The sequence below is a fragment of the Pseudomonas putida genome (assembly GCF_025905425.1).
Taxonomy (GTDB): Bacteria; Pseudomonadota; Gammaproteobacteria; order Pseudomonadales; family Pseudomonadaceae; genus Aquipseudomonas; species Aquipseudomonas putida_AF.
This window is the reverse complement of sequence record NZ_CP109603.1, coordinates 1,632,740-1,647,848: the sequence shown is the minus strand read 5'-3', so window position 1 is coordinate 1,647,848 and position 15,109 is coordinate 1,632,740. Positions and strand designations below refer to the sequence as shown.

The following is a 15,109-nucleotide window of genomic DNA, read 5'->3' as shown; positions in this document are numbered from 1 at the left end:
CTACCGTGTCTAAAACAAATAATTTCTTAAATATCAGTTAGTTATAAACATGGCATCGCATTTGCTGTACGCAGTTCACCGCAATAACAACAACGACCGGTGAGGCAACCATGACTGTAGCGATTTCCCAATCACCTGATGTACGGGCCTTCTTCGAAAAAGCGGCCGGTTTTGGCAGCGACCAGGGCAACCCGCGGCTCAAGCAGATCGTACTGCGCCTACTGCAAGACAGCGCAAAGCTGATCGAAGACTTGGCCATCAGCGACGATGAGTTCTGGACAGCCGTCGACTACCTGAACCGCCTGGGTAGCCGCAGCGAAGCCGGACTGTTGATGGCGGGCCTTGGCCTGGAGCACTTTCTCGACCTGCTCAACGATGCCCGCGATGCCCAGACCGGCCATACCGGCGGCACCCCACGCACCATCGAAGGCCCTTTGTATGTGGCGGGTGCGCCGCTGTGCGAGGGCGAGGCACGGCTTGACGACGGGCGCGACCCGGGCCTGCCGATGCTGCTCGAAGGCCAGGTGCTGGACCTGGACGGCACGCCAATCAGCGGTGCGATCGTCGATGTGTGGCATGCCAATACCCAAGGCCTGTATTCCTACTTCGACTCCAGCCAGTCGGACTACAACCTGCGCCGCCGCATCCGCACCGATGCCCAGGGGCGCTATCGCGCCCGCAGCATTGTGCCCAGCGGTTACGGCTGCCCCACCGACGGCCCGACCCAAGCCTGCCTGGACCAGTTGGGCCGCCACGGCCAGCGCCCGGCGCACATCCACTTTTTCATCAGCGCGCCGGGGTATCGCCACCTGACCACGCAGATCAACTTGTCGGGCGACGAGTACCTGTGGGACGACTTTGCCCATGCCACCCGCGATGGGTTGGTAGGGGAGGTTGAGATGCTTGAAGCTGCGCTGCCTGGGGTGAGTGGCCGCGTGGCACGGATTGCCTTCAGCTTCCAATTGCAGCAGGCGACGGTGGCCGACGACGAGCAACGCAGCCAGCGGCCACGGGCGTTGCAGGCCGGTTGAGATTTTGGGTCTGCTCAGGAGCCCATTCCGATTCATTTAGCAGAGAACTCTGTGGGGGCAACTGGCGACTCTGTGGGAGCGGGCTTGCCCCGCGAACACCGGCGAAGCCGGTGCCATGCTCCGCGTGGCCCCCTTCGCGGGGCAAGCCCGCTCCCACAAGACCTGTGTTATCTGCCACTGTTTTCTGTGCGACAGCGCAGCCCCAAGAGGCTGGGCAATCTCCCATAGAACAAAAACTTAACTCTGTGGGAGCGGGCTTGCCCCGCGAACACCGGCGAAGCCGGTGCCATGCTCCGCGTGGCCCCATTCGCGGGCAAGCCCGCTCCCACAAGACCTGTGTTATCTGCCACTGTTCTCTGTGCGACAGCGCAGCCCCAAGAGGCTGGGCAATCTCCCATAGAACAAAAAATTAACTCTGTGGGAGCGGGCTTGCCCCGCGAACACCGGCGAAGCCGGTGCCATGCTCCGCGTGGCCCCCTTCGCGGGGCAAGCCCGCTCCCACAAGACCTGTGTTATCTGCCACTGTTCTCTGTGCGACAGCGCAGCCCCAAGAGGCTGGGCAGTCTCCCATAAAACAAAAACTTAACTCTGTGGGAGCGAGCTTGCCCCGCGAACACCGGCGAAGCCGGTGCCATGCTCCGCGTGGCCCCATTCGCGGGGCAAGCCCGCTCCCACAAGACCTGTGTTATCTGCCACTGTTCTCTGTGCGACAGCGCAGCCCCAAGAGGCTGGGCAATCTCCCATAAAACAAAAACTTAACTCTGTGGGAGCGGGCTTGCCCCGCGAACACCGGCGAAGCCGGTGCCATGCTCCGCGTGGCCCCCTTCGCGGGGCAAGCCCGCTCCCACAAGACCTGTGTTATCTGCCACTGTTCTCTGTGCGACAGCGCAGCCCCAAGAGGCTGGGCAATCTCCCATAGAACAAAAAATTAACTCTGTGGGAGCGGGCTTGCCCCGCGAACACCGGCGAAGCCGGTGCCATGCTCCGCGTGGCCCCCTTCGCGGGGCAAGCCCGCTCCCACAAGACCTGTATTATCTGCCACTGTTGTCTGTGCGACAGCGCAGCTCAGCTAGGCGTCGACGCAAATAGCGCACGTGCATTGGCGCCATTCGTTGGCCTGCACTAGCGTTGTGCTATCCAGCCAGCCACCTGCCGTTGATGCGGAGCGAACACACAACATGCCGGATATGCGCCCGAACCCGACGCTGAGCCTTGAGTACCGTGCCGAGCGGCCGATCTTCCAGGCCTTTGTGGAGCAGGCGAGTCGCTCGCCCGATGCCACCGCCATCATCGCCCATGAGGCTACCTGCAGCTATCGACAACTTGAGCAGATCAGCCAGGGAATCGCCACCTTTCTACTCGAAAACGGCGCCATCAGCTCCGATCGCGTTGTGATTGTCGCTAGCCGCGGCGCAGCCTTGGTGTATGCCATGCTCGGCGCCTTGCGCGCCGGGCTGACCTTCACCGTCGCCGACGCCGCTTACCCTGCTGCGCGTATCGGGCAGATCATCCGCACACTCGAACCTGCCTTTGTGTTGCGCTGTGGCGACGCTGACGTCGAGCCTGGCCCCGCACGCCTCGTCAACGTGCCGCACGCCCCTGTCGAAGCGCTGCAACACTTTGCAAGGCCGTCGCCCCTGCCCGAAGTCAGCCCCGCGCAGCCGGCCTACATCACCTTCACCTCAGGCAGCACGGGCGAACCGAAGGGCATCGTCACCCATCACGCCCCGCTGGTGCATTTCATCGACTGGCATGTCCAGCACCATGGTTTCACCCAGGACGACTGCTTTTCACTGCTTTCCGGCCTGGGCCATGACCCGGTTTACCGGGATGTGTTCACGCCGCTGTCGATTGGCGCAACAATCATTTGCCCGGCCCAGTCAACCCTGACCGACCCGTCGCGCCTGGCCGCCTGGATCCACGACCACGGCGTGTCCGTCATTCACCTCACTCCACCCCTGGGCAAGTTGATCGAAACCGGCGCGCGGATGAACGGGCAAGTGTTCGAGCGCCTGCGCTACCTGTTCTGGGGCGGCGATGCCCTCAGCCCTACCCTGTACCAGCAGATCTGCGCCATTGCGCCAAACGCCACCAGCGTGAACTTCTACGGCACCACCGAAACACCACAGGCCATGGCCTTCCACGTACTCGACCCGCACGCGGACAACGCCAGAGTCCCGCTGGGCAAAGGCATAGACGGCGCGCAACTGTTGGTGGTCAACGAGGCCAACCGCTTGGTCGAGGCCGGTGAAGTCGGGGAAATCCTGATCCGCAGCCCCTACCTGTCGCTGGGCTATTGGGGTGACCCGGCGCTGACCCAAGAGAAGTTCGTGGCAAACCCATTCACCGGCGCCACGGCCGACCGCTGCTACCGCACCGGCGACCTGGGCACCTACCTGGCCGATGGCAGCGCCAGCTTCCTGGGGCGCGGCGACAGCCAGGTGAAGATTCGCGGCCATCGCATCGAACTGGCCGAAATCGAAAACACCATCACTCGGCACCCACGCATCAAGCAATGCGTGGTGCTGGCCAACCATGACAACGCGATGGTCAGGCTGGTCGCCTATTGCGTTGCCGAACAGCCACTCGCGACCGCTGACCTGCGCCAGGCCATCGCGGGCATGCTCCCCGACTACATGGTGCCGGTGATGTTCCTATTCGTGCCCAGCATCCCACTCACACCCAACGGCAAGATCGACAAACGCGCCTTGCCGGCAGCTTTCGATGACAGCACCTCTGGGGCCACGCAGGCGCTGTCACCGCTGGCGTTGAAACTCACCGAGGCCTGGGCGCAGATACTTCAGGCCCCTCGCATCGATGCCCGTCTTACCTTCGTCGAACTCGGCGGCGACTCCTTGTCGTTCGTGCGCGCCTCGATGGTGCTGGAAGAACTGATCGGCCACCTGCCGGATCGCTGGGAGATGATCCCGGTACAGGACCTGGCCGAACTGGCCGAGCAAAACACCAAGGCCAGCAAGTGGTCGATGCGGGTCATGGAGGTGCCGGTTTTCCTGCGGATGATCGCCATCATCCTGATCGTCGTCGGGCACTTGAATGTGTTTTCCGAATGGCGGATCGCAGGCGAAACGTCGGTGCTGTTCCTGATCTCCGGCATCAGCCTGGCCAGGTTCCAGTTCAAGGCCATCGATGAACGCGGCGATGCGCGCATGCTGCTCAAGTCCCTGGCCGCCATCGCGGTGCCGACCCTTCTGTACACGGTCTTGGTGCAGGCGCTGTTCGACCGGGTGCACTGGCAATCACTGCTGTTGATCTCCAACTGGTTCACGCAGGACAAGGTGGGGGTCTTCAATTACTGGTACATCGAAGTCTTGGTGCAGATGCTGCTGATCCTCGGCGTCGTCCTGTCGTTCAAGCGTGTGCGCCAGGCGATCATCGCCAACCCGTTTCGCTGCCTGGTCACGGCCTCCTGTGTGCTGGTGGCGGCGGACGTGCTGCTCAGCCGCTTCGTGTTCGACGCCACGGCACTGCTCAACCGGGTGCCTCAGCACTACCTGGCAGTCATGGTGCTGGGGATGGCCATTCACTACGCCGACACCCCGCTGCGCAAAGCGGTCGCCAGTGCGGTGGCGGTGCTGCTGATCGCCGAGTTGGACCTTGTGGCCATTGCCGGCATCGGCTGGCAGGCGTTTGCCCGTTACATCGATATTGCCCTGCCGGCGATGCTCGCCTTGATCTGGTTCCGCTCGGTTCCCGTACCGGGCGCGGTCGCCAGGGCAGGCGCGATGATCGCGTCGTCAACCTTGTTCATCTACCTGACGCACTTCCAGTTCCAGTCGCTGGCAAAGCGCATCTTCGATCAACCGGTATTCGCGGTGGTGCTGGCCATTGTCGGTGGCGTGGTGGTGACGTACTGCTGGAACACGCTGACCCGGCTCGTACTGACACGCTTCAGTGGGGGCCGGAAAGCGCGCGGCGCGCAGGCCGTGGAACGCGCGACCTCCCCGTAAGCCTGTGACACTGTCGGCCCGCTGGTCATTGCCAAGCCTGAAACAGTTTGCATAAAATGCGAACCATTAACATTTGCAACTCTTTTCAGGCGGCATGGATGAGCACCCCGGACGTAGCCCTTAATTCCCAGGTCAGCCAGCTCTACCGTGCGCAGAGCAAGTGGCTGCACGGTTGGCTGAAACCACGGGTCAACTGCACCCACCTGGCCGCTGACCTTGTGCAGGACGTGTTCGTTCGCGTCATGTCTGCAGCCGATGCCGCGGCCAAGCTCGAGGCGGTCCGCGAACCCAAGGGCTACCTGGCCACCATCGCCCGTCGCCTGATGATCGATCACCTGCGCCGCGTGCACCTGGAACGGGCCTGGCTGCAGGTGCTGGCCGAGCAACCCGAAGCGTTGGACATCTCTGCGGAACAACGGCTGTCGCTGTTGCAAACGTTGTTCGAACTCGATGCGATGCTGGCAGCACTCGGCGCCAACGTGCGTGAAGCGTTCTTGCTCTCGCAGGTCGATGGCATGCCCTACAAACACATCGCCACCCAGCTGGGCATCTCTGAAGTGACGGTGCGCCGCTACGTTGCCAAGGCGGCCGAGCACTGCATGATCTACAGCCTGACCCACGGCCAGTGAACATGGCCCTGAGTGCCGAGCAACTCGCCGCCCTGCGCCAGGCCGCGCACTGGTATAGCCAACTCAACAGCGGTGAGGCGCAGCCCAGTGACTACAGTGCCTGGCAGGCGTGGCTGAACGCGGCCCCTGCCCATGCCTGGGCATGGCAGCAAGCCGAGCGTTTGCAAACACGCATGAGCTCAACCCACAACCCGGCAACGACGCGCGTGCTGTCGGTCGCGGCGCACGGCCGCCACGCCAGCCGCCGCCGTGTGGTCAAGGCCGGCCTGGTGCTGCTCGGTGGCAGTGCACTGGGCGTGGGCAGCTACCGCGAAATGCAGCACTCAACCCTGTTTGCAGACGTGCGCAGTCGCGTGGGCGAACAACGTTGGCTGAACCTGAAAAACGGCAGTACGGTGCTGCTCAACAGCGCCTGCGCAGTGGATATCGATGAGACCCGCGAACAACCTTACGTGCGCCTGCGCCAAGGTGAAATCATGGTCACCGTCCCGCCGCAGCAACGTTGCAGCGTAGTGACCAGGCACGGCCTCGTAGACGCTGGCCAAAGCCGCTTTGCCGTGCGCGTGCTCGATGACACCAGCAAGCTCGATGTGTTTGGCCAGCAGGCACGGGTGACGCTGGCTTCAGGCCAGGCCATGGCGGTGAACGCCGGCCAGAGCCGCCAGTTCGATGGCCAGGGCTTTTCTGCTGTAGAAGCGCTCGCCAGCACCGCAGACGCCTGGGAACGAGGCTTGCTGATCGCCAATGACCAACGCCTCGACACCTTCATCAACGAGCTGTCCCGATACCGGCCAGGTTGGCTGCACTGCGCCCCCTCGGTGGCTGGCCTGCGCATCAGCGGCACCTACCGGCTCAATGATACCGACCAGATCCTGCGGGCACTGGCCACTTCCCTGCCGGTGCACGTGCACACCCGCACCCGTTTCTGGATAACCATCACCGCCGCGTAAAAAAATGCCCAATGCCTGATCACTTTGCCGCGGCTCATCCGACTCATAGGTAACCCCAGCCCTGGCTGATTCTTTACCTCCCAGAGAAACTCGACGATGACCTGCCGCTTCACTCTCAGGCCCTTCAGCGCGCCCGACCTGCGCACCTGCCTGCTGCTGACTGCATTGCTCGGTGGGCCGGGCGCAGCCTGTGCCGCGCAAGCGCATGACTATCACCTGCCGCAGGGCGACCTGGGCGAGACGCTGACCCAGTTCGCCGCCGAGGCGGGCATCGTCCTGTCGTTCGACACCCAATGGACGCGCGGTAAGCGCTCCCCGGCCTTGAATGGCCACTACCCGGTGGACCAGGCGCTGCAGATTCTGCTGAGCGGCACAGGCTTGCAAGCCATTCGGGAAAGCGACGGCCGCTACTCGCTGCTGCTCACCGCCAAGCAAGGTGACGTGGTGGAGTTGGCCCCCAGCCGCATCGACAGCCAGGGCCTGGGCAACATCACCGAAGGCACCGGCGCCTACACCACCGGTGGCTCGACCACCGCGACCAAGCTGCCGCTGACCCTGCGCGAGACGCCGCAGTCCGTCAGCGTGATTACCCGCCAGGCCATCGACGACCACGGTTCGCAAGACATCGGCGAAGTCCTGCGCAATACCCCTGGGGTTTCGGTACAGGCCTACGACAGCGAGCGCATGGAGTATTCCGCGCGCGGCTTTGCCATCACCAACTACCAGTACGATGGCGTCAACACCATCTATGACGGCGTGTACGACGAGGGCGCGACCCATGTCGACATGGCCGCCTACGACCGTGTCGAAGTCATCAAGGGCGCAACCGGGTTGATGACAGGTTCCGGCGACCCTTCTGCCACAGTCAACCTGATCCGCAAGAAGCCCACCCACGACTTCAAGGCCTCGATCACCGCCAGCGCCGGTTCCTGGGACAACTACCGCACCGAAGGTGACATCTCGGGCTCGCTCAACGCCACCGGCAGTGTGCGTGGCCGCTTCGTCGGCGCGTACCAGGACCGCAAGTCCTACCTGGATCACTACCAACAGAAGAAAGACGTCTACTACGGCATTCTTGAAGCCGACCTGACGCCCGACACGCTGCTGACGTTCGGCGTCGACAATCAGACCACCACGCCGCGCGGCTCCTCCTGGACCGGTAACCCGGCGTACTTCTCCGACGGTAGCCGCACCGACTTCTCGCGCGCACACAACCCAGGGGCCGACTGGAGCCGCCGCGACTTCCAGGCCACCACCTACTTCGGCTCGCTGGAGCAAGCACTGGCCAATGACTGGAAGGTCAAGCTCAGCCTCAACCACATGATCAGCGACCATGACACGCGCCTGGCCTCAGCCAGCGGTGGCAACCCCAACCCCGCGACCGGCGAAGGCATGTTCTTCTACTGGGGGCGCTGGGAAGGGCACCGTGTGCAGAACACCGCAGACCTAAACGTCTCCGGGCCGTTCACCCTCTTTGGCCGTCAGAACGACCTGGTTGCAGGCTTCATGACCTCGCACTCGCGCCAGACCGGTGACACCTACGACGGCAGTGCCTTCGCCCAAGTCCCGGGTTCGATCTTCGACTGGAACGGCAAGATCCCGGTACAGGAATTCCCGAAAAACGGCGACTACACCACCACCCAGAGCCAGAACGGCGCCTACGTGGCCACACGCCTGAGGCCCACCGACAACCTCTCGGTGATCCTCGGCACCCGGGTCAGCACCTTCAAGTACAACGATGACCAGGACTTCTACCCAACCTCGCCCCTGGACGACACCCACGCCAGCTACAAGCAACACGGCGTGGTCACCCCGTACGCCGGCGTGGTCTATGACCTGGACGACACTTACTCGGTGTACGCCAGCTACACCTCGATCTACCAGCCGCAAGTCTACAAGGACGTCAATGGCGCCACCCTCGACCCCGTGGAAGGCGATGGTTATGAAGCAGGCCTGAAGGCGGCCTATTTCGATGGCAGGCTGAACGCCACCCTGGCGTTCTTCCGTATCGAGCAGGACAACGTCGCCTCGTCCGTCGGCACCAACCCAGTCACCAACGAGGGCATCTACACCGCCATCGACGGTGCCACCACCCAAGGCGTCGAACTGGAGCTGGCCGGCGAACTGGCCCCAGGCTGGAACATCACCGCCGGTTACACCTACGCCCGCACGCGCGACGCCGACGACAACCGCCTGTTCGGCTTCCCACTGGCGACCACCAAGCCTGAGCATGTGGCGCGGCTGTTCAGCACCTACCGGCTGCCCGGCGCCCTGGACCGCGTCACCGTCGGCGGTGGGCTACGTTGGCAGAGTGGGTTCTACGGCAATATCTACAGCCCGACCGCCAACGACTACACGCGCATCAAGCAAGGCGGTTACACCCTGGTGGACCTGATGACCCGCTACCAGTACAGCGAGCACCTGAGCTTCACGGTCAATGCCAACAACGTGTTCGACAAGGTGTACCTGACCGGGCTTGGCAACTTCGAGACCACCTACTACGGCGAGCCACGCAACTTGATGGTCACCACCCGCTGGGACTTCTGAGCCGGTCCTGGTAGGAGCAGCACAAGGCTACTCCTACCAGGCGTGGCCTAGCTCGCTTGTACGATAATCTGGCTCTGCAGGTCCCTGACCATCGCCTCGATGGCCGGCCTCATGGCCGCAAAATCCTCAGGTGAGCAGACCACGTCCGGGCGGCTGAACTTGAAATGCCGCTCGATCACCACCGCATTCCCCTCCTGGGTGTACTGCGCGCTGTACTCCACGTTGGCGTCCTGCAGACGCACCTGTTTGGGAATCGCCAGCACACTGACCTCAGGCGGGAACTCGAAGCGCGACGTCTCAACGGTATCGTTGGAAATGCACACGAAGCGCTGGCTGCGCTCCTTCTCCATGGCAAAGCTGTAGACGTTCTGCGAGATGCCACCCGCCAGGCTGCTCAAGGCCACCATACCGACAGGCCCTGGCAGGTTGACGAGGTTTTCCGTGCGCCCGGCAACGCTGCTGACAAAGTCGCCGTTGGCGTTCGTCGGGCGTACCTCGAAACTGCCACTGCCGCGCTGCCCATAGGCGCCAAGCACCTTCTCGACGAGCATGTCGCGATCCGCCGGTTTCATCGATTTCACCCCGTAGCGGCTGACCTCGCTGGCCCAGCCTTGCACGGTGGAAACGTTGGTGAAGTCCGCGCCACCATTGCCCTGGACCTTGAACTGCAAGTCACTGGAGACCTTGTTGAGCTGGATGGACGGTGTACGGCCAAACTCGCCGGTCGCGGTCAGCAGCACCCGCTTGTTCAACACGGTCAACGGCAGGTAGCCCGCGGCGATCGAGGGGTCGGTCGAATCCAGGTACAGGTCCAGGCTGGGCACATAAGTGATCACATGGTTCAACACGCCCAGCGCAGGGACCTTGGGGAACACGTAGGCATTGCCCAGGTTGATCAGGGCTGGCGTGCTTTTGATGCCTGCAGCCGTCAGCAGCGCCTCAAGCAGGGCAACATGGTCCTTGCAGTCACCGTAGCGGTTGTCCAGCACGGTTTGCGCGGCATGCGGCACGACCCCGCCAGCGCCGACATACACGGCCACATAGCGGATGTTCTCGCGCACCCAGTCACTGAGCGTCAGCGCCTTCTCCCGGGTGGTGGGCAAATGGGCCGTGAGGCGCTGCGCCAGCTCGGTGATCGGTGCCGTGACCTCGACCTTGGCCCGCGCCTGGTAGGCCTGGGCGAACTGCTTGAAGTCGGTAAAGGTCGAGACCGCGAGGTAGTGCCCATAGTCCAGGTAGGACACCGCACTCGCCTCGATCCGCGCACGGTCCGCCGGCACGTAGTCCCACCGATAGACCTTGCGCCCTGGCGCAGCAGCCGGCATCGATGCCTTGAAGCTGCGCGCATCGGCCTGCAGGGGCATGTCCTCGGGCATGTCGTAAATCAGTGTGAACTGCCCGACCGGGTGGAACTCCGGCACGGTGATGTCTTCGAACTGGTCGGGGAACAGCGGCGTGAAGCGGTTGCGCTGATAACGCAGGACCAGGCGGTCGCCGACCGCAACCTCAGGGAAGATGATTACCTTGTTGACGCTGTCCTGAAACATGGGCGCCTGCGCGGACGCCTGCTCCTGCTGCTCCTTGATGTGCGCGGCATCCACCATCACCTTGCGCCCATCAGGTTTGTGCGTGTACGCCTCGATCACCTCCAGCGTTTCCAGCGAACGGTTGTAGCTCACCGGGCGCTGGGCACTGGCCTTGATGGCGCGCTCTTCATTGATCAGCAAGACACTGTCGACGTTCAGGCGGTTGCTGCCATCCTTCTGCACCACAAAGGTCTGCTCGACCTTTTCCAGGGTCACGGAGCGGTCGGTGCCGTCGGTGAAGGCTTGCGCCAGGCTACCCCAACTCATTGCAACCGGCAGCAGAACAGCGACAAGGTAAGACTTTTTCAGCATGGAGATCCTTCTCAATCCAGGTGTATCGAGGTTGTCGTCAATCGACAATGATACGCATTGGCGCCAAAGGATGGCAAAATGATTGCATCTTTTGTGATCGTATCTACAGCGTGGCCAATACCTCGGCAGCGGTCGTCACCTGGCGAAAGTGGTGCTTCCACAGGTCGATGCCCAGCTTCCCGGACCTGTCCAGGGACGACCCAACCGTCATGTCGGTAACCAGGGTAGGCGTGAGCCCCGCATCGAACAGGGCGAAACCTGCGGCAAGCACGCAGGTTTCGGTTTGCATGCCGCACACCAGCACCCGCTCCACACCCAGCTGCTTGATGTAATCGAGGGTTTCGACGGTCTGCCCGTAGCCATGTTTGACGAACACCTGGTCCGCTTCGACCAGGCTCTCGTCCTCGGCTGCCGGGTGCCAGCCCAACTGACGCTGAAATGGCGTGGCCTTTTCATCGTGCAGCTCGACCGAGGCGATGGTGGGAATGTTCGCCGACAACCGCCGCAAACCGTCGACCAGCCATTCGGGCGGGCTGAAGGTGGATTGAACATCGACGATAAGCAAAACCTGGCGCATAGGGCTCTCCGGCCACGGGCAAAAGGCGTCGAGTATAACGTGGCGCCCCTGTTGCAGTTCGCTGAAAGCAGTGCCGGGCTGATCAGCATCGAAGCGGCTGCCAATGCATCGCTTTGGATGAGTGCTCGCAGCTTACTCGTCTTCGCAGCTAGACTCGCCACTCCCCTTTCATTTCAGGCCGCACAATGGATTTGCGATCAACCCTACGCCTCGCCCAGCTCGAGGACCTTGAGGCGCTTGTAGCGCTGGACGCCATTGCCCGGCGCGACCCGCAACGGCGTAGGTTCATCGCCCAGGCCATCGCCTGTGGCCAATGCTGGGTAGCCGCAGACCCCCACGATGCCGCGCTGCTGACGGGGTACGGCGTGCTCAACGACGCCTTCTTCGAATACCCCTTCATTGCGCTGGTGGTGGTGAAGGAATCGGCACGGCGCCGCGGTATCGCCGGGGCCATCATGCGGACACTGGAGTCGCAATGCATGGGTGGCAAGCTGTTCACTTCGACGAATGCTTCGAATGAGCCCATGCGGGGTCTGCTCAGCCAGCTTGGCTTCATCAGCAGCGGACAGATCGAGAACCTCGATGAGGGAGATCCCGAGCTCGTCTTTGTCAAATTCCTCTCCTGAAGACGGTGCTCGCGGACTCACCCGCGAACACCCTCCACAGTTAACCGTCGATCACCAATCGTAGGTCATCTCCACCGATGCCACGCGCTCCTGGCCGTAGTAGCAACCAAACGCATAGTTGCAGTCCGACACGTATTCGCGGTCAAAGATGTTCTGCACGTTCAGGCTGGCCTGCAGCCCGCGCAGGCTCGAGTCGAGTTTGCCCAGGTCGTAGCTGACGGTAGTGTCATACACCGCATAGGCCGGCACGTCGAAGGAGTTGGAGGAATCACCCGGTTTGCGGCCTGTGTAACGGGCACCAGCGCCGAAGGTCAGGCCATTGAGCATGGCCTGGGTGAAGTGATAATCCACCCACAGTGACGCCGATACCGGGGCCTGCGATTCGCTGCGGTTGCCTTGGTCGCCATAGTTGCTCTTGGTATAGAACGAGTCGATGTAGGTTGCAGCGGCCAGCACGTCGATATTAGCGAGGGTGGATTTGAGCTCCAGCTCAAGGCCGCGCGAGCGCACTTCGCCATCCTGCGCCTGGTACTGGGGGTTGTCATTGTCCTGGGTCAGCACGTTCTTCTGCTTCACCTGGAACACCGATGCCGTGAGCAAAGTGCCCTCGACCGGCTGGTACTTCACCCCCACTTCGTACTGTTCACCCTCGGTCGGTTCAAACGACTTGCCGGCGCTGTCCGTGCCCAGCGTCGGCAAGAACGACTGGGAATAGCTGACGTAAGGCGCCAGACCAAACTCGGTGAGGTAGGTAAGGCCGATACGGCCGGTGAACTTGTTGTCACGCTGGGAGGCGATGCTCTTGGCCAGCAGGTCCTTGTTGTCGAGTTCTGCCCAGTCCTGGCGGCCACCGACGGTGAGGATCCACTGGTCGAGCTTGATCTGGTCCTGCATGTATACGCCGGTCTGGCGAACGGTGTTGTCCCAACGGGTGTCCAGCACCGGTGTCACGCTGCTGGTGTCGTAATTGTTCTTGCCATAAAGGTCGACCGGCAACACGTTGTAGGCGTTGTAGCCATCGTACTTGCGCGAGAAATGACGGTAGTCCACGCCCGCCAGCGTGGTGTGCTGCAGCGCGCCGGTATTGAATGTGTACTCCAGGTTGTTATCCAGGGTGTAGGCGATGTTGTGCTGACGCCAGTCGAGCTTCACCCGGTTGGCCCGGGTGTAGTCCACCCCTTCGGCGTCCGAGACGAAGCTGCGCAGGTAAAAACCTTTGTAGCGGTCGCGCACATCGGTGTAACGCGCCGTAGAGCGCAGGGCCAGGTCATCGCTGAAACGGTGGCTGAAGTCATAGCCGAAGATGTATTGGTTGCGTTTGTAATCGTTGTAGTGCGAGTCACCCGAGAAGAAGTCGCGGTCGATGTGCTGGCCTGTCGGGCCACGCTTGAGCGAACCGATCATCGGCAGCGACTGGTAGTCGGCAAGGCCGTCATCGCGCTGCACCTGCGCCAGCACGGTCAGGGAGGTGTCCTCGTTCGGCGCCCAGGTCAGGCTTGGCGCCAGCAGCAGGCGTTCGCTGTGGGCGTGGGCCACCTGTTCGTTGCCCTTGTCGACCACACCGACCAGGCGATAGGTGAACACGCCCTGCTCATCCACGGGGCCGCTGCTGTCAAAGGCGCCGTTGGCGCGGTTGTAGCTGCCGGCGCCAAGCTTGACCTGGTTGCGCTGCTCGCGGGTCGGGCGTTTGGAGACCATGTTGATCAGCCCACCCGGCTGATTTTGCCCGTAGAGCACCGACGACGGGCCTTTGAGCACTTCGATACGTTCCAGGGTGTAGGGGTCGATCTGCGGCGCACCGCCCAGGCTGCCTGCATAGGGCACGTACGCGCCATCCAGGTACAGCGGGGTCGGGGCGAACCCGCGGCTGGTGATTTCGTCGGCAATGCTGTTGCGGTCGGTAAAGCCGCCGGTTGCCAGCCCCGGCGTGTAGCGCAGTGCCTGGGTCAGGTTGCGCGCGCCTTGGGCCTGCACCTGGTCGGCGGTGACGACGTTGATGGCCTGCGGGATTTCCAGAATCGGTGTGTCGGTCTTGGTGCCTGTCGCGCTGCGGGTGGCCACATAACCGGTTACCGGGCCATACGCCGATTCAACGGATGCGCCGGTGATGCTGGTGCTGTCGAGTTGCAGCGTCGATGCGTCGCCGACCCTGGGCAGCAGTGAGTAGCTGCCATTGGCCTGGCGCAGCACCTGCAACTGGCTGCCCATGAGTAACTGACGCAGGCCCGCCTCGGCACTGTAGCGGCCATGCAGCCCAGGCGACTTCTGCGACTGAACGTATGAGGGCTCGAAAGACACCGTCACCCCCGCCGCTGCCGCAAACTGGGTGAGCGCCGCGTCCAGCGGGCCGGCCGGGATGTCGTATACGGCATCGGCGCGGGCCTGGGCCATGGCGGGTTGGGCGATCATCGCCGCAGCCAACGGTGTTGTCAGCGTGATGCTGAACAGCGCGCGATGCACCGCCCGGGCCACGGCGCCTTTGGCGGAGTTGGTTAGGAAAACGGGGGTGCGAGTGTCTGAACGGAGCATGGGTATTCCTTTCGCCCTGTGGCAGTTTTTTACGGCGTCTGATGCGCCTCTACTTACAAGTCGAATGAGAATTGAAATCGATAACCCCTTTTTGTGAAAAGAGGGGGTGAAGGCGACTAGGTGCCTGTCTTTGGTTTTGATGTGAGGCGTATATCGAGCGCCGCCCGCGCGGCGCTTCGCGGGGCAAGCCCGCTCCCACAGAGTGTTTGGGGCCAGTGAGGCATCTGGCATTTGCGCGCGACCGCCTTGTCTGCCCGACCCAGTATTAAGTCGGACGCTAAAGGGTTCGCGTGCACATGCCACAGGAGTAACTGGCCCGAAACAAATGTGGGAGCGGGCTTGCCCCGCGAAGCG

At 62.6% G+C, this 15,109-nt stretch carries 9 protein-coding genes; 6 read left to right on the top strand and 3 right to left on the bottom strand.

What is annotated here, in order from left to right; all coding sequences use genetic code 11:
- Window positions 1-110: 110 nt before the first annotated feature.
- The 5 genes from catA (at window position 111) to OGV19_RS07365 (ending at window position 9,125) form a co-directional block, all read left to right on the top strand.
- Window positions 111-1,031 carry a catechol 1,2-dioxygenase gene (catA, locus tag OGV19_RS07385; RefSeq protein ID WP_264312777.1) on the top strand — a complete coding sequence of 307 codons (921 nt, stop codon included), beginning with the start codon at window positions 111-113 and terminating at the stop codon, window positions 1,029-1,031.
- A 1,178-nt stretch (window positions 1,032-2,209) separates the two neighbouring features.
- Window positions 2,210-4,999: an amino acid adenylation domain-containing protein gene (locus OGV19_RS07380; protein ID WP_264312776.1), complete on the top strand. Its 2,790-nt coding sequence runs from the start codon at window positions 2,210-2,212 to the stop codon at window positions 4,997-4,999.
- Between the two features lie 98 nt (window positions 5,000-5,097).
- Window positions 5,098-5,628 carry a sigma-70 family RNA polymerase sigma factor gene (locus OGV19_RS07375; RefSeq protein ID WP_264312775.1) on the top strand — a complete coding sequence of 177 codons (531 nt, stop codon included), beginning with the start codon at window positions 5,098-5,100 and terminating at the stop codon, window positions 5,626-5,628.
- Window positions 5,629-5,630: 2 nt separating this feature from the next.
- Complete coding sequence (locus OGV19_RS07370) at window positions 5,631-6,578, top strand: DUF4880 domain-containing protein (RefSeq protein WP_264312774.1); 948 nt, start codon at window positions 5,631-5,633, stop codon at window positions 6,576-6,578.
- Window positions 6,579-6,674: 96 nt separating this feature from the next.
- A complete protein-coding gene (locus OGV19_RS07365) occupies window positions 6,675-9,125 on the top strand; it encodes a TonB-dependent siderophore receptor (protein ID WP_264312773.1) in 2,451 nt (816 codons plus the stop codon).
- A gap of 47 nt (window positions 9,126-9,172) precedes the next feature.
- On the opposite strand, the gene OGV19_RS07360 is transcribed toward OGV19_RS07365, so the two are convergent.
- Entirely contained in the window at window positions 9,173-11,023 is a 1,851-nt protein-coding gene (locus OGV19_RS07360; RefSeq protein WP_264312772.1) for a DUF3857 domain-containing transglutaminase family protein, read from the bottom strand.
- Between the two features lie 103 nt (window positions 11,024-11,126).
- A complete protein-coding gene (locus OGV19_RS07355) occupies window positions 11,127-11,600 on the bottom strand; it encodes a cysteine hydrolase family protein (RefSeq protein WP_264312771.1) in 474 nt (157 codons plus the stop codon).
- Between the two features lie 185 nt (window positions 11,601-11,785).
- Between OGV19_RS07355 and OGV19_RS07350 the strand changes: the two genes are divergently transcribed.
- Window positions 11,786-12,226, top strand: coding sequence for a GNAT family N-acetyltransferase (locus OGV19_RS07350; protein WP_264312770.1), 441 nt, complete (start codon window positions 11,786-11,788; stop codon window positions 12,224-12,226).
- 51 nt (window positions 12,227-12,277) lie between these two features.
- Here the strand turns inward: OGV19_RS07350 and OGV19_RS07345 are convergent, their stop codons facing one another.
- Entirely contained in the window at window positions 12,278-14,755 is a 2,478-nt protein-coding gene (locus OGV19_RS07345; RefSeq protein WP_264312769.1) for a TonB-dependent siderophore receptor, read from the bottom strand.
- Window positions 14,756-15,109: the final 354 nt, after the last annotated feature.